15 protein-coding genes, 2 tRNA genes and 1 pseudogene are annotated in these 17543 nt (G+C 69.7%); 6 read left to right on the forward strand and 12 right to left on the reverse strand.

The genetic code is table 11. From position 1 onward, the window contains the following. Nucleotides 1–65 precede the first annotated feature (65 nt). Together CCL05_RS21235 and CCL05_RS21240 are read right to left on the reverse strand one after the other, a co-directional pair. A complete protein-coding gene (locus tag CCL05_RS21235) occupies nt 66–1076 on the reverse strand; it encodes an alpha/beta hydrolase family protein (RefSeq protein ID WP_086562074.1) in 1011 nt (336 codons plus the stop codon). Then, a complete protein-coding gene (locus tag CCL05_RS21240; protein ID WP_086562075.1) occupies nt 1073–1996 on the reverse strand; it encodes a zinc-binding dehydrogenase in 924 nt (307 codons plus the stop codon). The genes CCL05_RS21235 and CCL05_RS21240 overlap by 4 nt, the downstream gene beginning before the upstream one ends. Nucleotides 1997–2085: 89 nt before the next feature. Here CCL05_RS21240 and CCL05_RS21245 point away from each other — a divergent pair, with 89 nt between their 5' ends. Further along, the gene (locus CCL05_RS21245) at nt 2086–3024 is read left to right on the forward strand and encodes a LysR family transcriptional regulator (protein WP_086562076.1); all 939 of its coding nucleotides are present in this window, start codon (nt 2086–2088) and stop codon (nt 3022–3024) included. Nucleotides 3025–3040: 16 nt separating this feature from the next. Here the strand turns inward: CCL05_RS21245 and CCL05_RS21250 are convergent, their stop codons facing one another. Beyond that, nucleotides 3041–3433: an ArsR/SmtB family transcription factor gene (locus CCL05_RS21250; RefSeq protein ID WP_244204344.1), complete on the reverse strand. Its 393-nt coding sequence runs from the start codon at nt 3431–3433 to the stop codon at nt 3041–3043. Nucleotides 3434–3449: 16 nt separating this feature from the next. On the opposite strand from CCL05_RS21250, the gene CCL05_RS21255 reads away from it, so the two are divergent. Then, nucleotides 3450–3974 carry a CocE/NonD family hydrolase C-terminal non-catalytic domain-containing protein gene (locus CCL05_RS21255; RefSeq protein ID WP_244204345.1) on the forward strand — a complete coding sequence of 175 codons (525 nt, stop codon included), beginning with the start codon at nt 3450–3452 and terminating at the stop codon, nt 3972–3974. A 40-nt stretch (nt 3975–4014) separates the two neighbouring features. Here the strand turns inward: CCL05_RS21255 and CCL05_RS47155 are convergent, their stop codons facing one another. From CCL05_RS47155 to CCL05_RS21290, 7 genes are all read right to left on the reverse strand, one after another. After that, nucleotides 4015–4143, reverse strand: coding sequence for a hypothetical protein (locus tag CCL05_RS47155; protein WP_279629944.1), 129 nt, complete (start codon nt 4141–4143; stop codon nt 4015–4017). A gap of 290 nt (nt 4144–4433) precedes the next feature. Then, nucleotides 4434–5612: a terpene synthase family protein gene (locus CCL05_RS21265; protein WP_208641586.1), complete on the reverse strand. Its 1179-nt coding sequence runs from the start codon at nt 5610–5612 to the stop codon at nt 4434–4436. Continuing rightward, nucleotides 5609–6676: a polyprenyl synthetase family protein gene (locus tag CCL05_RS21270; protein ID WP_086562078.1), complete on the reverse strand. Its 1068-nt coding sequence runs from the start codon at nt 6674–6676 to the stop codon at nt 5609–5611. The genes CCL05_RS21265 and CCL05_RS21270 overlap by 4 nt, the downstream gene beginning before the upstream one ends. After that, entirely contained in the window at nt 6673–7782 is a 1110-nt protein-coding gene (gene ispG / locus CCL05_RS21275) for a flavodoxin-dependent (E)-4-hydroxy-3-methylbut-2-enyl-diphosphate synthase (protein ID WP_086562079.1), read from the reverse strand. The genes CCL05_RS21270 and ispG overlap by 4 nt, the downstream gene beginning before the upstream one ends. A 194-nt stretch (nt 7783–7976) precedes the next feature. Next, nucleotides 7977–9470 carry an ABC1 kinase family protein gene (locus CCL05_RS21280; RefSeq protein ID WP_244204346.1) on the reverse strand — a complete coding sequence of 498 codons (1494 nt, stop codon included), beginning with the start codon at nt 9468–9470 and terminating at the stop codon, nt 7977–7979. Nucleotides 9471–9546: 76 nt separating this feature from the next. Further along, nucleotides 9547–9903: a hypothetical protein gene (locus CCL05_RS21285; protein WP_086562080.1), complete on the reverse strand. Its 357-nt coding sequence runs from the start codon at nt 9901–9903 to the stop codon at nt 9547–9549. Between the two features lie 170 nt (nt 9904–10073). Further along, nucleotides 10074–11462 carry an NsdA family TPR-like regulatory protein gene (locus CCL05_RS21290; RefSeq protein WP_086562081.1) on the reverse strand — a complete coding sequence of 463 codons (1389 nt, stop codon included), beginning with the start codon at nt 11460–11462 and terminating at the stop codon, nt 10074–10076. A gap of 358 nt (nt 11463–11820) precedes the next feature. Between CCL05_RS21290 and CCL05_RS21295 the strand changes: the two genes are divergently transcribed. Both CCL05_RS21295 and CCL05_RS21300 read left to right on the forward strand, forming a co-directional pair. Further along, a complete protein-coding gene (locus CCL05_RS21295) occupies nt 11821–12411 on the forward strand; it encodes a hypothetical protein (RefSeq protein ID WP_086562082.1) in 591 nt (196 codons plus the stop codon). A gap of 26 nt (nt 12412–12437) precedes the next feature. After that, nucleotides 12438–13379, forward strand: coding sequence for a hypothetical protein (locus CCL05_RS21300; RefSeq protein ID WP_086562083.1), 942 nt, complete (start codon nt 12438–12440; stop codon nt 13377–13379). A 99-nt stretch (nt 13380–13478) separates the two neighbouring features. Here the strand turns inward: CCL05_RS21300 and CCL05_RS44860 are convergent. Next, nucleotides 13479–13547 (reverse strand) — tRNA-Phe (locus tag CCL05_RS44860). A 680-nt stretch (nt 13548–14227) separates the two neighbouring features. Between CCL05_RS44860 and CCL05_RS21310 the strand changes: the two genes are divergently transcribed. Together CCL05_RS21310 and CCL05_RS46320 are read left to right on the forward strand one after the other, a co-directional pair. Continuing rightward, nucleotides 14228–16375 (forward strand): tetratricopeptide repeat protein, encoded by a 2148-nt coding sequence (locus tag CCL05_RS21310; protein ID WP_158102472.1) that lies wholly within the window; start codon nt 14228–14230, stop codon nt 16373–16375. Nucleotides 16376–16550: 175 nt separating this feature from the next. Further along, nucleotides 16551–17043, forward strand: a pseudogene (locus CCL05_RS46320) (site-specific integrase); the annotation flags it as partial. Nucleotides 17044–17154: 111 nt separating this feature from the next. Here CCL05_RS46320 and CCL05_RS21320 read toward each other — a convergent pair. Then, a tRNA-Arg gene (locus CCL05_RS21320) sits at nt 17155–17227 on the reverse strand. Nucleotides 17228–17543 lie beyond the last annotated feature (316 nt).

A 17543-nucleotide genomic window follows, 5' to 3' on the forward strand; every position in this document is an offset into this window, starting at 1 on the left:
ACGACCCGATCCCGGCACCCGCCACCCCCACCGTGCCGGGTGCCGGGTGCCGGGATCGGGTCGTCCTACCGGCGAGTGAGTGCTCCGCAAAGCCAGTCGGCGGCGGTGGGCAGCCAGTCGGGCCGGGCATTGCCCAGGAGGTGATCGCCGTGCGGGACGAGCTGGTACTCGCCGTGCGGCGCCAGGCGGGCCAGCGGCTCTCCGTTGGTCACGCCGGGGATGACGTCGCGGCCGCCGTCCACGACCAGGAGCGGGCAGGCGATACGCGGTGCCGCCGCCGACAGGTCGATGTGGCGGACGAAGTCGCGGGCGGCCCCGGGGCCTCCGGCCCGACGGGTGAGGACGTCCCGCACGAAGGGCGGGGCGGTGTCCCAGTCGAGGCGGAAGGGGCCGCTGACGGTGGCGGCAGCGGCCACCCGAGGTTCGTGGGCGGCGCTTTCCGCGACGTAGTAGCCACCCAGGCTGAGCCCGATGAGCCCGACCCGGTCGACACCGAGCGCGTCGACGACCCGGCCGATCACCCGGTGGTAGTCCGGCCGCACGGTGGTGGTGGCCGCGAGTACGCCCTGGCCGGGCCCGTCCATCGTGAACACTGCCACGCCCCTGTGCAGCAGGGCCGAGGTGACGGTATGGAACTCCTCCTTACCGGAGTCCAGGCCGGGGACGACGACCACCGTGGCCGCCGCGTCGGCGGGACCGCGCAGCCAGCCGGTGAAGCCCGGCCCCTCGACCCTGCGGGCACCGGGCTCCAGGAGGGCCAGCGCACGGCCCATGGCCCGATCCGCCTCAGCCGCGGCCAGGGCCTGGTCCCGATGTGGTGCGAGGGTCGCGATGTGGAACCAGCGTGCCGCCACCTGATGGTGCTCGCCCGCCGATATGGCTGAGGCAGCCCGCTTCGCTCGGGCGACGTGCTGCTGCGCGGTACCGACGAATGCCTCACACCAGCCGTCGACGGATGCCAGTTCGCCGGTGACGCGCAGGTACTCGTGCGGGTCGAGCCCGGCCCCCGTGGCGCGCGTCATCTGGGCGGCGGCAAATGCGGCGGCGTATTCCGCGGCGGATTCGGCGGCGCTCATCGCACGGTTCCCGTCGTGAGGACGGCCTTGCCCCGAATCCGGCGTTCCCGCAGATCCACCAGTGCCTGCGCGGTCTGCCCCCAGCCGGCGACGCGGCCGATCTCCGGATGCAGCCGCCCGCCGTCCACCAGCCGCACCAAGGTGGCCAGGTCGGGCCCGTAGGGCGCACCGGCGTAGTGGAAGTGGCGGATCGTGGCCCCCTCGGGACCGGCGAGGAGGTCGAAGAAGTCGAGAGTCACCGGAGTGCGGCAGGCCTGCCCGAACCAGATCAGCGTGCCGCCCGGTACCAGCTTCGACAGAGCGGCCGGCAGATGGGCGCCGCCAGTGGATTCCAGCACCACGTCGAACGGCCCCTGCGCCTCGGTCACTTCGTGCACCACCTCCGCCGCCCCCAGCTCGCACAGCCGCTCGCCGCGTGACGACGTGGCGGTCACCACGGTGACCTGCGCCCCTGCGGCTGCCGCCAGCTCTGTCACGTAGTGGCCGACACCGCCCGACGCACCGGTCACCAGGACCCGCCGCCCCACCACGCTGCCGGCCGTACGAAGCAGCCGAAGCGCGGTGATCCCGGCCAGCGGCAGGGCCGCGGCCTGAACGGCGCCGACGCCGTCGGGCAGGACCGCGAGCGAGTGCGTGGGCACCGCGGCGTACTCGGCCCACCCGCCCTGCGCCGGATGCCCCACCACTCGGGCGCCGGTCTGCGGACCGGAGCCGTCGGCCGCGGCCTGCACCACCAGGCCGGCGACATCCTTACCGGGAAGCAGCCCCGGTCTCGGTTGCTCCAGGAGGAACGTCTCGCCCCGGTTCGGCGCGAACGCCTCCACCTTGATCAATGCCTCGTCCGGCTCCGGGACGGGCTGGGTGTCCTCCGCGAACGCGACCGGACGCGCCGGGTTCCCCGTGGGGATCAGTCTCTGCATGCGCTCCATGAAACGGGCGGCGCTGCCGGGCCATCCAACAAGAGAAAGGAAACGCCCACAACGCTTGGTTGTCGCCTACGGTGACAGGCGTGGATCTCGACTTGGCGCACGTTCGCGCCTTCGTACTCGCCGCACAGGAGCTGCACTTCGGACGGGCGGCCGAGGCACTGTCGATCTCGCAGCAAGGGCTGTCCAAAAGGATCGCGCGGCTGGAGTCCCAGCTCGGCACCGACCTGTTCCTGCGCAGTGGCCAAGGGGTGCAGCTCACCGACGCCGGGCGGCGCTTCCTGGGACCGGCCCGGCAGACGCTGGCCATCGCGGAGCAGGCCCTGGCCGCAGTGCGGGGCGAGCGCCGTCCGCTACGGGTCGACGTCTGGGGCCACCTGTACGCGCCGATGCGGGCACTCGCCCAGGTCGCGACGCGGACCGGCGAGCTGCCTCTGGAACTCGGACACGGCCGTGATCTGCCCTCGGTGGCGGCCGCACTGCTGCACGGTGACATCGACGCGGGCTTCGGGCGGGTCCATCCGCCCCTGCCGGCCGGACTGACACATCGGCTGGTGCGCCTGGAGCCCGTGGATGTCACCCTCCCCGAGACCCATCCGCTCGCGTCCGAGCCCGCGCTGTGTCCCGAACAGCTGCGGGACAGTGTGCTGTGGACCCCTGGGGCGCTGGACCGGCTCGACTTCCTGCGCCGCTTCGCCGAGCAGTTCGGCATCCGCGCCCACGCCGAAGCCCCCAACCTGGGCCTCGACCACTTCCTCGCCGGCCTGACCGCGGACGCGCGCCGCTTTTCCCTCATCCCGTCCGACGTGCCGCTTCCCCGGGTCCCCGGGATCCGGTCCGTTCCGCTGGTGAACCCGACACCCCTGTACGCCTGGTCACTGCTGTGGCGCGACAACGACGGGCACCCACTGCTGCGCGAGCTGTCGAGCACTTTCACGGCAGAGGCCGGCCGCCACCGCTGGCTGGAGTACGACCCGGCCCATGACTGGCTGCCCGAGCCCCAGGCCATCACGGGACCCTAGGGCTTCCCTCGTCGGTTCACCGAGCCACGGTTGCGAGGACATCGTGGCCCAGCCGCTGGACGACGTCCGTGGCGAGTCGGTGCCGCACCCGTTTGCCGTCGCGGGTGGAGTGCACCAGTCCCGCGTCCCGCAGGGTGCGCAGGGCGCGGGAGACCTGTGGCTCGCTGGAGCCGAGCCGGGCGGCGAGCTCCGAGGTGGTGATGGGTTCGCCCAGCAGATGACGGCACAGCTCCATCCGGGCGGGCGAGGTCAGTGCCATCAGCCGGTGATGCAGATCCCGCAGGGTCAGCTGTGCGGCCGGGGTGGTGCCGAGCACCGCGTACTGCACCACCACACCCCACGGGTACTCGCTCTTGACGGTCAGATGGGGCCGCACCCGGGCGGACGGCACGAGAACGAGGGGGCGCACCCCGACCCCGCCCACCGTGACCGACGCGTCGGTGACCTATGACTCCGACCCGCGCGACCCGGTCCCCACCATGGGCGGCCAAGTCACCTCGGGCGAGCCGGTGATGACGGGCGGGGCCTACGACCAGAACGCCCCGGACGCCCGGGTCCACGGAGCCCGCGAACCCTATCTCCCCCTGGATTCCCGCCCCGACGTGATCAGCCTGACCACGCCCCCACTGGAACGGGACGTGGTCCTGGCCGGTCCGGTCTCGGCGATACTCCACATCTCCACTTCGGCCCCGGACACCGACTTCACCATCAAGCTGATCGACGTCCACCCGCCCAACGCCGACTATCCGCACGGCTTCGCCATGAACCTCACCGACGGCATCGTCCGCTGCCGCTTCCACCGCTCCTGGGAGACACCGGAGTTGCTCACGGGCGAACCGGAGGCCACGGCCCGCCGCACGGCCGTGGCGACGAACACGGTGCACATGGATGCGGGGCGTCCCTCGCACCTGCGGGTGTGGCTGGAAGGAGGAGCGGACGGGCTCGGCTAGCCGAACGGCAACAGGGCCCGACCGAACCTGGTTTCCGAGCTCAGGCGGCCGCCCCCGGCCGGCCCCCTGCTACGGCCTGTACCGCCGAGCCCGAGACGAGCACCGCTGACAGGGCGATGAGACTGGTGAGGATGTCCTGGACCGGTGCCGCCGGTGCATAGACGATCACGATGACGATGAGCAGGGCCGCCCAGTTCCTCGGGCGAGCGATTGCCAGTGCAGAGCGAGTTGGAGTCACACACACAGCGGTACCTCCTGGTACTCAGTGCCCGCCCCACCGACCTTGCACCAAGGCTGTCCGGCGGTGCGGGCTTCCTGCTTGCGCCCATAGTGGCGTCATTTTCGTCAGGAGGTCTTTTGAGCGGCTCAGACAGGGGTGACGATCCCTCGGACGGGTGATTGCGGCGTGTGTGGCCGTCGCTTGTGGGCGGAGTGGGCAGCAGCGGAGGGCACACGCCCTCAGAACGCGAGGTCGTCCCACCACCAGGTGAGGGACGGCAGGGGCGGCGGTTCGTCGCTGGTGTCCAGCGGATGCTCGGCCCAGGGGATGCGTTCCGGCGGGGTCACCTCGCCCGGGCCCGCGGTGGCGCTGCCGAGGCTGAGGTAGCGCGGTACGCGCAGTCCCCACTCGATGTTGCCGCGGATACCGTGCCCGAGGTCGGTGAGGTAGCGGCGCAGTTCGCCGCTCGCCCGGGGCAGGACGCGCTCGCGCAGGTCGAGGAAGCGGCGCAGCACCCGGTCGCGCAGGGCGACGGCGTCCTGCGCCGCGCGGGCGGGCGGGGTGCCGTCCTGCCGCATCAGCACGGCGAAGATGTTCTGCTCGGCCTGGTGGCGGCCGGCCTCCTTGGCGAGGGAGTGCCGGTCGTTGTCCAGGGCGGCGACCAGGATCGCCATCTCGGTCAGGGCGCAGACCGCCGGTGAGTCCATCTCGCGGGCGGGCACCTCGGCACCGTTGGCGATCTCCAGCATCGCGTAGGTGGGTTCACCACCGGCGGAGTGCAGGCGCATGGTGACGTAGTCGTCGAGTGCCGGCATGTGCCCGCGGGAGCGGTTGCCGACCTGCCACTGGACTCCGGCCAGCCAGGCGCGGTGCGCCTGCTGGAAGCGCCGCACCTGGACGGGGGTGGCGCAGGCCCGGAAACGCTCGCCGAGGTCGTGGATCGCCGCGGCGTAGGGGTCGTCGAAGCGGCGCGGGCCCGGGATCTCCAGCGCGCGCTGCACCCGTCCCGCCATGGTGGAGAACGCGGCCGGGTCCGTACTCAGCGTCCCCTCGTCGCAGCGCGCGTCGTCGATGGCGAAGCCCCAGTACACCCAGCAGGCGGCAAGCCAGAGGCGCTCGACGTCGGCCTCGGGGGCGAACCGGGCGTAGAACTCGGCGCTGTTGCTGCCGAGCACCCACGCGCGCTCCGCCGGAGTGCGGCAGAAGCCGAGCCGGTCGATCCAGTCGACGGACCGCCGCTCGACCTCGTCGACCTCGGGGTGGATGGCGGGTTCGATCGGGCAGTAGAACGGCGGGAGTTCGGATGGAGGAAGTTCGAACGGAGGAGGTTCGGACCGGGCGAAGTGCTGCCGTTCCTCGGCGCGTGCGGTCCCGGGCGGATCGGCGGGGTGGCGGGGGGAAGTGCCGGGGAGCGTCATGAGGTCCTCACGGTGGCGGCGGTGGCGAGCCGGGTCAGCGCGGCCCGGACGGCGGGGGGAAACGGGGACCGGTCGAGGGAGTCGACGGCCTGCCGGCAGCGTGCGTGGATCATGCGCTCGACGGTGTCGAGCGCGCCGGTGTCCCGCAGGATGCCGCGGACGACGGCGGCGCCGTCCTCGTCGAGACGGGCATCGCCCACCAGCGCCCGCAGCGTACGGGCCTGGGCCGGGCCGGCCTGCCGCAGGGCGATGGCCAGCAGCGCGGTGTGCTTGCCCTCGCGCAGGTCGTCCAGGCACGGTTTTCCCGTCACGCCGGGGTCGCCGAAGACGCCGAGCACGTCGTCGCGCAACTGGAACGCCTCGCCGAGCGGAAGGCCGTAGGCACTGCACGCCTCGTGCGTCTGCTCGTCCCCGCCGGCCAGGGCGGCGCCCAGTTGCAGGGGGCGCTCCACGGTGTACTTGGCCGTCTTGTACCGGGCGACGGTCAGCGACGCCTCCAAGCCGCTGTCGAGGTCCGTACTGACGAGCAGGTCGAGGTACTGGCCGTACATGAGCTCGCTGCGCATCGCGTCCAGCACGGGACGGGCGGCGGCCAGCCGGTCGGCGGACAGTCCGCTGGAGTGGAGGAGTTCGTCGGACCAGACCATGGCGAGGTCGCCGACCAGGATCGCGCCGTTGACCCCGAAGCGTTCGGCGTCCGTCAGGTCGGGGCGGCCGGGCGCGCGGTCGGCCAGGGCGCGGTGGACGGTGGGGCGCCCGCGCCGGGTGTCGCTGCGGTCCATGATGTCGTCGTGGATGAGGGCGAACATGTGGAAGAGCTCCAGTGAGGCGGCTGCGGGCACGACCGGTGCCGGATCCCCTCCGCCCGCCGCCAGCCAGCCGCAGCAGCACAGGACCGGGCGCAGCCGCTTGCCGCCCGCACCCAGCAGGCCGCGCAGCAGTTCGGTGAACTGGCGCAGGCCGGCGCCGGTGTGGGCCTTGCCGTCCAGGAACTCCGCCAGGGCCGCCTCGACGGCCGCCGGTACGTCGTCGAGGCCCAGGGAGTGGTCCACGACAGCGGTCATGACGTCTCCCCGGTGAGGCGGAGGGCCTCCTCCAGCAGGGTTTCCACGATCTTCGACTCGGGGACGGTCCTGACGACCCGGCCCTTGACGAAGATCTGGCCCTTGCCGTTGCCGGAGGCGACACCGAGGTCGGCCTCACGGGCCTCGCCGGGGCCGTTGACGACACAGCCCATGACGGCGACGCGCAGCGGATGCGGAAAGCCGTCGAAGGCCGCCGTCACCTGGTCGGTGAGCCGGTAGACGTCCACCTGGGCGCGGCCGCAGGAGGGGCAGGAGACGATCTCCAGGTGGCGGGGGCGCAGACCCAGGGACTGCAGGATCTGCTCACCGGCCTTGACCTCCTCCACGGGAGGCGCCGACAGCGAGACGCGGATGGTGTCGCCGATGCCCTCGGCCAGCAGCACTCCGAAGGCGACGGCGGACTTGACGGTGCCCTGGAAGGCCGGCCCGGCCTCGGTCACCCCCAGGTGCAGTGGGTAGTCGCAGGAGCGGGCGAGGAGCCGGTAGGCGGCGATCACCGTTCGGGGGTCGTGGTGCTTGACCGAGAGCTTGATGTCGCGGAAGCCGTGCTCCTCGAACAGCGCGCACTCCCACAGCGCGGACTCCACCAGCGCCTCGGGGGTGGCCTTGCCGTACTTGGCGAGCAGTCGCCCGTCCAGCGAGCCGGCGTTGACGCCGATGCGGATGGGCACGCCCGCGTCCGCGGCTGCTCTGGCGATCTCCTTGACCTTGTCGTCGAACTGCCGGATGTTGCCCGGGTTGACCCGCACCGCCGCGCAGCCGGCGTCGATGGCCGCGAAGACGTACCTGGGCTGGAAGTGGATGTCGGCGATCACCGGGATCCGGGACTTCCTGGCGATGACCGGCAGCGCGTCGGCGTCGTCCTGGGACGGGCAGGCCACCCGGACGATCTCGCAGCCGGCGGCGGTCAACTCGGCGATCTGCTGGAGCGTGGCGCCGATGTCCGCGGTGACAGTGGTGGTCATCGACTGCACGGAGACCGGGGCGCCGCCTCCGACGGCCACGGAACCGACCATGAGTCTCCGGCTGGGGCGCCGCGCGGGGGCGGCTGGGACGGTGGGCGTGCCGAGGTCTACGGCCATCATGCGCTCCACAGGGGGCTGGGGGTGTTGTCCTCCACCGTCACCAGTTCCGAGCTGCCGCACTCGCGCAGCGGTTCCGGGCATGGAATGTCGGGGTGACGGAAGTCAGCGACATGGTTCCATTGAATTGTTCCTGTCGTGCTCACGGAAGAATTCGGAAGCTCAGGCGTTGTTGAAGGAGTTGAATCAGTCGAGCCTCATCCCGGTTTTCTTCGGTGACGTCCGACCGCCAGGGCGCCGAGCGCCAGAGCCATTTCTTTCGGGCCCAGGTGAAATCCCGTCCGGCCTCCCGCCAAAGGCCCTTCGTCCATCGCCACCCGCATGCCCAGGTCACGGTTCGCGAGGTCGCGGGCGACCCCGCGCAGTTGTTGCGACGCCGCGGCGCCCCCGGCGACGACCTCCAGGACCGTGCGCATGACCTGCTCGGCGGAGAAGGACTCCCTGAGGAGGTCGGTGACGATGCCGGACAGTTCCTCGGAGAACACGTCGACGAGGGAGAGCTCCGGGCACAGGTGGCGGATCGACCCCTCGATGTTGGCGAAGGACTTGCCCAGGATGGACACCATCGGGCTGGTCCGGATGCCGCGCCGCGTGGAGTGCTGGAGGACGGCGGTCAGGGTGACGCCGAAGTCGAGTTCCTCCAGGGACGCGGTGGCGATCTTCGGCACCAGCGCCGCCATGTCGTCGGCGAACGCGGCGGCCTGCGTCCACGCGGTACAACTGCCCATGTCGATCCAGGCCCGGGCCGTTCCGGCGCCGTCGTTCATCGACAGGTTGAGCAGGAGCAGCAGAATGCTGTTGCTCATGGGACGGTCGATGCGCCCGACCATTCCCCAGTCGATGATCGTCGCTTTCTCCCCGGGGTGCACGAAGATGTTGCCCGGATGCGGGTCGGCGTGGAAGACGCGGTCGACGAAGTAGCCGCGATACATGAAGGCCAGCAGTTCGCGGCCGATGTCCTGCCGTTCCCGCACCGAGAAGGCGTCCCGGTCGGCCTCCCGGATGGGACGGCCGGGCGCCAGGCTCTGCACCAGGACGCGCGGCGTCGCGCTGATCACCCGCGGAACGGCGATGTGCTCAAAATCCTGGGCGACTTCCCGTGCGCGCTCCATGTTGCGGGCCTCCAGCACGAAGTCCAGTTCGGGGCGCATCGCGTCGAAGACCACCGAGAGCATGGCCTCGATGTCGATGACGTCGTTGAACCGGGGCATGCGCTTCGCCGCGAAGCGGGACACCCTGTGGAGCAGGGCCATGTCCTTTTCCATGACCTCCCGGACGCCGGGCCGCTGGATCTTGACCGCGACCTGCTCGCCGTCGGGGAGGACGCCTCGATAGACCTGAGCCAGGGAAGCGGTCCCCAACGGCTGTGTGGTGTCGATGTCCCTGAAGCTTTGCCGCCAGCCGGGGCCCAACTCCTGTGCCAGCACCGGCTCGAAGGTGCGGAAGGGAGCCGGTGACACCTGGTCGTGGAGCTTCTCGAACTCGCTGATCATCGCAGGAGGGACGAAGTCGGGGCGGGTGGCCAGCATCTGCCCGACCTTGATGTAGAACGGGCCGAGGCTTTCCAGGGCCTGCCGCACGCTCCGGGCACGCCGCTCCCCGACGTCCGGCCGGTCTCCGGCGGGCCGGCGACGCGGCCGGAAGGTGTGCGTGGCCTCCCGCCCGATCAGGTCACCCAGGGTGCGTGCCACCAGACGGCCTCGGCCGCTCCCATGCACGTGTGCCCGCCTCTCTCTGTGTGACGACGACCGGACGGGCTCACCACGCCTACCGTTGTTCCGGGGCCATCCTCGCGATCCTGCCCTTGAGATCGGCGAGTTCGGCCCTCAGTTCGGCGACCTCCCGCCGGTCCCGCTCCCGCTCGTGGCGGACCTGGTCACGGGCCCGGTCACGAGCAGGATCCCGGTCACGACCGCGATCGCGGCGGCAGTCGTCATCGTCATCGCCGTCGTCGCAGTCGTCGTCCAGGGCCTTGCTCAGACTGTGGCGGATGTCGCACTCGAACTCGTCGGCGTCGTCCAGCACATCGTCGACGAAGTCCTCGGTGGCCTCGACGATGTCCCTCAGATAGCAGCTGATGCTGGAACGGCGATTACGCCTCCGCCTGGATCGGCTTCTTGCCATGGCACGGAACCTCTCTGCTCCTGCGGTCCGGAATCTGGCGCCTCTTCATAAGTTCACGTCCCCAAAGGCCATCAAGCGGGCCTCGGCTCCCTTGCGTGTTGAACGTGTTGTGCGCTGGTCCGCGACGCTGCGGCGGCGCGCGCACCCCGCGTCCATGACACCGGCGTTCATCACGGCCGCTCCACGGCCTTTTCGACGCGGCGCAGCAGGGCCCTGACCGGAGGGTGGGCCGCGTGGACCCGCAGGCCTCCGCGCAGTTCGGCCAGGATCCGGTCGGCCCGGCCGGACCGCAGGTGCAGGTGGTCGTCGAGGAACCGGTGACATGCCGCACAGGACTCCTCCAGCCGGCCACAGCCGAGGAGCAGCCGAGCGAGCTCCGCGTGGGCGAGCGCCCGGGACAGGTACGCGGTCGCCGGGCAGTACTCCACGGACAGACGCAGAGCGGCGATCGCTGCCGCACGGTCGCCCAGGGCCGCCAGCGTCCGCCCCTTCCGGAAGGCGAGACAGGCCCAGGAGGAGCGGAACACCTGCGGGTCATGGCCTGTCGTGGCGGGAGCGGGCACCTGGTGCTGATGCCGTTCCGCCGTGGCCAGGGAGGCGGTCGCCCGGCAGCGATCCCCCATCGTGGCCTGCGTGAGCGCGAGTTGGGACAGCAAGGAGGCCCGGACCTCAGGAGGGGCGTCAGCGGGGGCGGTGCCGACGGCGGCCTCCGACAGGCGCAGGGCCACGCGGTGGTGCCCGAGGTCGAGGGCGTGGGCGCTCATGCTCCGCAGCACGACGGCATACGTCGTACGGTCCGAGGCCTCGGCGGCCAGAAGGAGAGCGGCGCGGTGGTACTGCTGCGCCGCGCCGTTCTTCACGTCGTCGACGTACATGCGCGCAAGCACGTGCACCAGCCGAGCCGCCTCCGTCAGCAGCCGGAGGTGCGTGCTCTCGCGGCTTTCCGCGTGCAATCGGGGAACGACATCGTCGTGAAGGTAGGACACCAGGGCCGAACGAGCGTGGCGTCCGCCGAAGTCGCCTGCGCGGTGGAAGAAGTCCACGGCAGCCCGCAGGCTCTCGAAGTCCTCCGCGCCCGTGGGCCCGTTTGCCGTCGGCCGCCGCGCGGAGCAGCAGTCCTGACTGCTCTCCGGCCACACCGGCACGTCAAGTCCCCTGACGCTGTAGACGGACTGGTGCACCAGGCGCTGGCGCGCCGGATCGACGTCCATCCCGCACAGCGCGGCCAGATACGCCACCGCGTGCGTCTTCCTCTCGGCGATCGCCCCGCCGTACGGAACGTCGCTCAGCACGTCGGGAGCGGAATCCCCCATCCCGAGCTCGGCGAGAGCCACGGGGCGGCGCAGTCTGCGAGTGAACGCCTCGGCAATCAACTCCCGGGTGCGGGGCCGGGGAACCGACCCCGCCAGCCAGTGGGCCACCGAGGTGCGGTCATAGCACAGACGCATGCCGTTCTCGGCACCGAGCGCATTAACGCTCCGGGCCAGGGCCTCGTACGTCCAGCCGGCTGTGGAGAGCAGCATCCGAAGGGAGTCGTTGGCTGCACGACGGCCGGCCATCCCCCCTCCTCATCCGGGCATCAGCAATTGATCGCGCCCCGCTCTCTCCGTGATGGTGCGATGCCCGTTCAGGACCGGCGCGATCCCCCAATTAGCTCTTTCGGGTAATAGTTAACATGAATGCGGCATTACTGAATTTGCTTGAGTGGCGGGAGTGCATTCAAGTGGTCGCATTCCGGGGGCTTTAGGAGTTCGATGGGTGGAGCCGACACTCCTACGCCATCCTTTGGTCGCATGTTCCCTCGTCCCGACGGCGGAACCGACTTCGACCCACGGATCGATCCTCGGCGGCCCCTGTGCCTGCGACTCTCGTCATCGAAACCGGCCGACCACCAGTCACCGAAACCGAGGACCGCGCATGCAGCCGTTCCCACACGTCGAGGACACCGCAGCCGCTCGCCCCGGGCGGCTCCGCGCCGCATGGCAGGCGGCCCACAAGCCCGCTGCCGGAGTATCTCGGCGGATGCAACTAGTGGCCTATGCCGTGCCGTCAGCCGTCCTGCCCTCCAGCATCTGGCGCCTGCCGGCCGTGTTCGACGATGGAACCGGGCTCGGCGAGAAGGCGTACATCGTCCTCCTGTCGATCCTCTCCGAAGCCCTTGCGTTCACGGCGATCGGGCTGATCGCCGGTTGGGGCGAGGTGTTCCCGCGCTGGATGCCTTTCCTGCAGGGCCGCCGTGTCCCGACGAAGGCAACGGTGATCCCGGCAGCCATCGGTGCCACGATCCTCACGCTCATCACCGTCCTGTCCCTTGTCACCCAGGTCATGGGCACCACGATCCGAGGTGACGACCTGCCCGCCAACTCCCCCAGCGAGGCGGGCGGATGGGAGACCGCCTGGTTCTACGTCTGCTACGCGCCGCTGATCCTGTGGGGTCCGCTGCTGGCGGTACTGACCGTCGCGTACTGGAAGCGCCGCGCGCCCCGGAACGTGCATGCGCGGGCCTGAGTGGCGGGGTCGGAGAAGGAGTTCAGGTGGATCGGTGGGATCGGGCCGGGAGCGTCGCGGCGTACGGGGCAGCACTGGCACTGACGCCGTACTTGCTGATCAAGGTGTCGTGGGTGGTCGGTTCGCTCCTGGGGCTGCTGCCGGCCGGGGCCGGGTTCGGCAAGGTGGAGTGGGTGGTGCTCAACAGCGCAACGATCGGTATGGCAGGGACCGGTATCGCGGTGGCGCTCGCGCTGGTACGGCCCTGGGGGATGCGCCTACCGGGAGCTCCGTTGGTTTTCTGCGCTTGGGTGGGCACGGGCTTCCTCGTCCCGGTGTTGCCGTACGCCGTCCTCAGTTCGCTGCTGGGCTCGGCGGATGGCAATCCGAAGAGTGAGGGTGACGCGGGCCCGTCGATGCCGGGCTGGGAGGCCGCGCTGGTTCAGATCGGCTTTGTGGGCATGGGGCTGGGTCTGGCCATCGCACTACCCACGTACTTGCGGCGACGCTGGCCGGACGCGTTCACGGGTCGCCTCGGGGACGGTGGAGTGGGTACGCCAAGGGTGCCGCCATGGATGGCCGTGGTCGGCGCCACCGTCGGTCTCATCTGGCTGTACTGGGCGGCGGGCGGCACCGCAGGCGTGACCCACCGCGGCGAGCGGGACCTCGCTTGGCACGTACTGTCCGGAGTCTTCGGGCTCTGGGCGTTCGTGGCGTCCGCCGCCACCTGGGCTGCCGTCCGAGGCCGGCCCGCACGAGTACCTCGGTGGGGCCCGATGGCGCTCGGCTGGCTCGGCTCGGGCTCGTTGTTCGCCTGGAGCGGCTGGAAGCTTCCGTTCACCCTGTACCTGGCGGTCACGCAACCGGCCGACGCGGCCCTGCCGGAAAGCCTCGCGCTGGCGGCACTCCTGCACCTTGCCGCGGTGTGGACGGGCACCGCGATGCTGCGAGCGCTCGTTGGTACGCGGCTGGTGTCATCGAACTCGTAGCCCGAACCTCTCCTCCGCGCGTCACTCGACAGGCTGAGCGCTTCTAAACGAAGGGCCAGCCCGGGAGGAAACCCCCTCCTGAGCCAGCCCTTTCGTCTGTGCCCCCGGCAGGATTCGAACCTGCGAAACCCGCTTCAGGAGTTCGATCTAACCTCGGCCTGGTCAGGCCTCGCTTCGTGCGTCGGTGTCGTCCGCGACCGTTGTGTGTCGCTCTTGTCTGGGGCCGTTGATGTCAGCGTTAGATGTCAGCGCAACAACTCCGGCACCGGGCAGGCCTCCAAAGGCTCATTCGGCCGATCGGCCCAGCGCCACCAGACCTGCCGACCAGGACACTTCCATAGCGTCCGGCAAGTCCGCCGGCCATCGTGCTCCCGCTTGGAGAGGACGATGCCGTCGCAACGGGCCACCAAGGGCGCGACACCTCGACGAAGTAGCTCAGCCACTTGGCGATTGTGTTTCCACCGTCCGTTTGTATGCATTGCCACGGCCAGTGACGCGAGCAAGTACCTCCCGTCGTTGGCCATTTTCCGTCGTGGCCGAATTTCGGGACTCGTAGCGGCAGCCGTGCATGTCGCTGCATGCTGTGCGTTCAGGCGTGTGGAGGGGGTTTGGTGCGGGGCGGGAGTGCGCGGCGCGGGTCGTTTGTTGCAGGGGCCGGGGCGGCAGTCATGGTGGCGTTGGCGGTGGTGACGAACTATGTCACCGCATCTCTGCCTGGGTGGGCTGAGGATCCGCGGTTGGTATGGGGTGTCTTCGGCGGGCTAGCTGTCGTCGCACTCGTACTGCAGCTGTGGGGGCGGCGTTTGGACACGGATCAAGCCAGTGCGTCAGGTGGGCGGCCGGTTGCTGTGAGCAGGATCGTGAGCGATGCGGCTGAGTCGCTGCGTCCCCCCAGCATCGACAGGCCGGTCCGAGGTCGCGAAGCCACCATCAGCAACCTGCAGCGGCTTCTTCGGCGTTCCCGGGTGGCGAACCGAATCGCAGTGGTGACGGGCACAGGCGGTATGGGCAAGACGACGGTGGCTGCCGCTCTGGCCAAGAAGGCTCAGGAGAAGGGGATTCCAGTCTTCTGGATTCCTGCTCTGAACGCGTCGGAGCTCGCTGAGCACATGGTCAGGGTTGCGGTGGCATGCGGCCTGCAAGAGGAAGCACTGGAATCAGCCCGAGCCGGCCGAGTCAGCTTGGCGGACGCCGTGTGGGAACAACTGGCCAAGGCCAAACGGTGGCTCATCGTCCTCGACAACCTTGATGATCCCGACATTGCCCGGTCCGGCTCTGGTCCGCTGCACGACCACCGCGGCTGGGTGCGATGTCCCGAGCCGGGAGGTCTGCTGCTGATCACCAGCCGGGTGACTGACGGGGCGACATGGGGCGGCGGATCCACTGTCATTAGGCTGGCGCCCCTGCCCGACCATGACGGTGCCCAGGTCCTCCTCGACGGTGCCTCCCAGGCCGGGAGCCAGGCAGAGGCCGAGCTGCTGGCGCAACGCTTGGGCGGCCTGCCGCTCGCGCTCCGCGCGGCAGCCAAGTACGTCGCAGCGCCGAGCAGTCGGTACCACACTTTTGCGGGCTACTGCCGGGCTCTCGGAACGGAACTCGCCTCCCTCATCGGAGCCGAAAGCCCGCAGGCGTCCGACCCTGAAACGGCGCGCACGGTCGTCCGGCATACGTGGGACTTGTCTCTGGACCATCTCGCAGACAACGGCATTGCCCTCGCCCGTCCGGTTCTCCGACTCCTGTCGTTTCTTGCCTGGGGGCCTGTGCCCGTCTCATTTGTCACCCCCGAGCTTGTCGCGCAGGCGACTGGCCTGCCGGCCACTCAGTCTGGCGTGGATGCCGCCTTCAACGGCTTGTCCGTCTATGGCCTGCTGGAGGTGCCCACTGATGCGAGCGGAGCCGCCGTGCCAGGGCTCGTCGACCTGCACCCGCTCGTCCGTGAGATCACGGCGCTTGATCTGACTCAACGCACCGACACTCTGCAAGCCTGGCACGCGGCGCTCGCGCGCCGCATTAACCAGGCGATCGCGGATGTCGCGGGGGCAGAATTGAGCGAACGCTCTGTCGCGCGGCACTTGTTCCCTCATTTGCTCGTGATCGCAGCGCTGGGCGAGAACCGCGGGAACGTAAACCTGGCACAGGCGGTGGCCACCTTGGCGAACGTGCTGCATCATGAGCGTGATCACGAGCGTGTGCTGATCCTCAGCGAAATGTTGGCGGCAGCCTCGGCCGAAGCGATCGGACCTGATCACCCGGACACCCTTACTGCTGTCCACAACGTGGCGATCACCCTCGGATGCCTGTCGCAGCACCAGGACGCTGTCGGGATGCACCGGCAGAACCTCGGTGCACGGCTGCGTGTCCTGGGGCCTGATCATGCCGACACCCTGGCGAGCCGGGATGGTCTTGCCGTCTCCCTCGGGGCGGCCGGAGAGCTCGACGAAGCCTTCTCCCTCCTTGAGCAGAACCACCAAACGGCTGTCCGGCTGTTCGGACGTGACCACGACCAAACTCTCGGCAGCCGACACAGCCTTGCGAGAGTGCTCGAAGACAGCGGGGAGTTCCAGCGGGCAGCTGCTCTGTTCCGAGAAAACCTTCATGAGTGCACCCGTGTTCTCGGTGCGGACCATCCTTATGCGCTTGCCAGTCAGTCCGGTTTGGCCTCTGCGCTGAGTGGGCTGGGCGATCAGGACGGGGCCATCGCGCTCCGACGGCAGAGTCTCGACGCATGTCTGCGTGTCTTCGGCTCTGAGCATTCCGACACCTTTGTCGCGCGCAGCGATCTGGCGTACGAGCTCGAGGAACTTGGGGAGTACGTGGAAGCCATTGGCCTCCACGAGCGAAACCTCACCGACCGCCTTCGTGTTCTGGGCGCCGACCATCCGGACACACGTGCCAGCCAGGACGCACTCGCACACGCGCAAGCGGTTCTGCAGCCGGGTGGGTTCTTCGGGAACTTGTTCCGGAGAGTGCGTTCCGGTGGGTCGCGAAACCCTTGACATGTGGGTCGTGCATCGCGGACGCCACATGGCTGCTGGTGGTCCTCGGCGCCACCTTGTGCTCGCACGGCCTCGGAGTTGTGCATAGCGATTCTCCAGCAAGTCAGCTTGCTGGGCAGCCAGCATTCGAGAACGAGTCATCAGCGTAATGGCCGGCGCCAAAGCCTGACTCAGCCGGATCAAGGGCGCGGACCGCTACGACGTGCCCGAGCGGCCCGTCCTCACGGTGGCGGAGGTCCTCGCCATCGCCGACTCCATCGCGCCGCGTTACCGGGTGCTCGTGCTCCTGGCGGCCTTCACCACGCTCCGGTTCGGGGAGCTGGCGGCCCTGCGGCGCCGGGACATCGACCTGGAGAGACTGAACTGTCACCGTGCGCCGTGCTCAGGCCGAGCTACAGGACGGCCGACTCTTCGACAAGGCACCGAAGTCCGCCGCAGGGGTGCGCTCCGTCTCCTTCCCGGCCGAACTGCACTTCCACGACCTACGGCACACGGGCAACACGCTCGCCTCCACGGCCGGGGCCAGCACTCGGGAGCTGATGACGCGGATGGGGCACAGTAGCTCCCGAGCCGCGCTGATCTATCAGCACATGACAAGCGACCGGGACAGGGCCATCGCGGACCGCCTTGGGGCCATGATCCGGGGCGGCGGGGGAGTGGCCCCAGGCTCCCTCGGAGAGGACGCCGAGGGTACGTGGTGGCACGCCTGTGGTACGGCGCCTGAAACGACGAAGGGCCAGCCTGGGAGGAAACCCCTCCTGAGCTGGCCCTTCTGGCTGTGCCCCCGGCAGGATTCGAACCTGCGACACCCGCTTTAGGAGAGCGGTGCTCTATCCCCTGAGCTACGAAGGCGGGCCTTGTGCAACCGTGGCTGAATACCCTGAGTGACTATTCGCCCCGATCGTGGCAAGGGTGTGGACGCCACCGAGGTGGCGGCCCCTGACAGGGTAGCGGATCGAGGTGGAGTGGTGGGCTGAGGCCGTGGTTGCAGCCGTGCGCGAGGCCCTCGCCGACCCGAAGGCAGGCGAGCACTCGGTGGGGGGCGCTCCGATGTGCGGGTCAGGTCGGTGACACGCGGGTGAAGCGGCCGGCCGTGTGGAGGTCCGACTCGATCCGGGTGGCTGTCGCGGTCAGTTCGGGGAGCAGGTCCGTCACGCATGCGTGACGG

The organism is Streptomyces africanus (assembly GCF_002150735.1).
Lineage (GTDB): Bacteria > Actinomycetota > Actinomycetes > Streptomycetales > Streptomycetaceae > Streptomyces > Streptomyces africanus.

What these genes read in the sequence shown, in the direction of transcription:
- CCL05_RS21235 (WP_086562074.1), bottom strand. Translation starts at nt 1,076, where the DNA reads ATGAGCGCCGCCGAATCCGCCGCGGAATACGCCGCCGCATTTGCCGCC.
- CCL05_RS21240 (WP_086562075.1), bottom strand. Translation starts at nt 1,996, where the DNA reads ATGCAGAGACTGATCCCCACGGGGAACCCGGCGCGTCCGGTCGCGTTC.
- CCL05_RS21265 (WP_208641586.1), bottom strand. Translation starts at nt 5,612, where the DNA reads ATGACGCTCCCCGGCACTTCCCCCCGCCACCCCGCCGATCCGCCCGGG.
- CCL05_RS21270 (WP_086562078.1), bottom strand. Translation starts at nt 6,676, where the DNA reads ATGACCGCTGTCGTGGACCACTCCCTGGGCCTCGACGACGTACCGGCG.
- ispG (WP_086562079.1), bottom strand. Translation starts at nt 7,782, where the DNA reads ATGATGGCCGTAGACCTCGGCACGCCCACCGTCCCAGCCGCCCCCGCG.
- CCL05_RS21285 (WP_086562080.1), bottom strand. Translation starts at nt 9,903, where the DNA reads ATGGCAAGAAGCCGATCCAGGCGGAGGCGTAATCGCCGTTCCAGCATC.
- CCL05_RS21290 (WP_086562081.1), bottom strand. Translation starts at nt 11,462, where the DNA reads ATGGCCGGCCGTCGTGCAGCCAACGACTCCCTTCGGATGCTGCTCTCC.
- CCL05_RS21295 (WP_086562082.1), top strand. Translation starts at nt 11,821, where the DNA reads ATGCAGCCGTTCCCACACGTCGAGGACACCGCAGCCGCTCGCCCCGGG.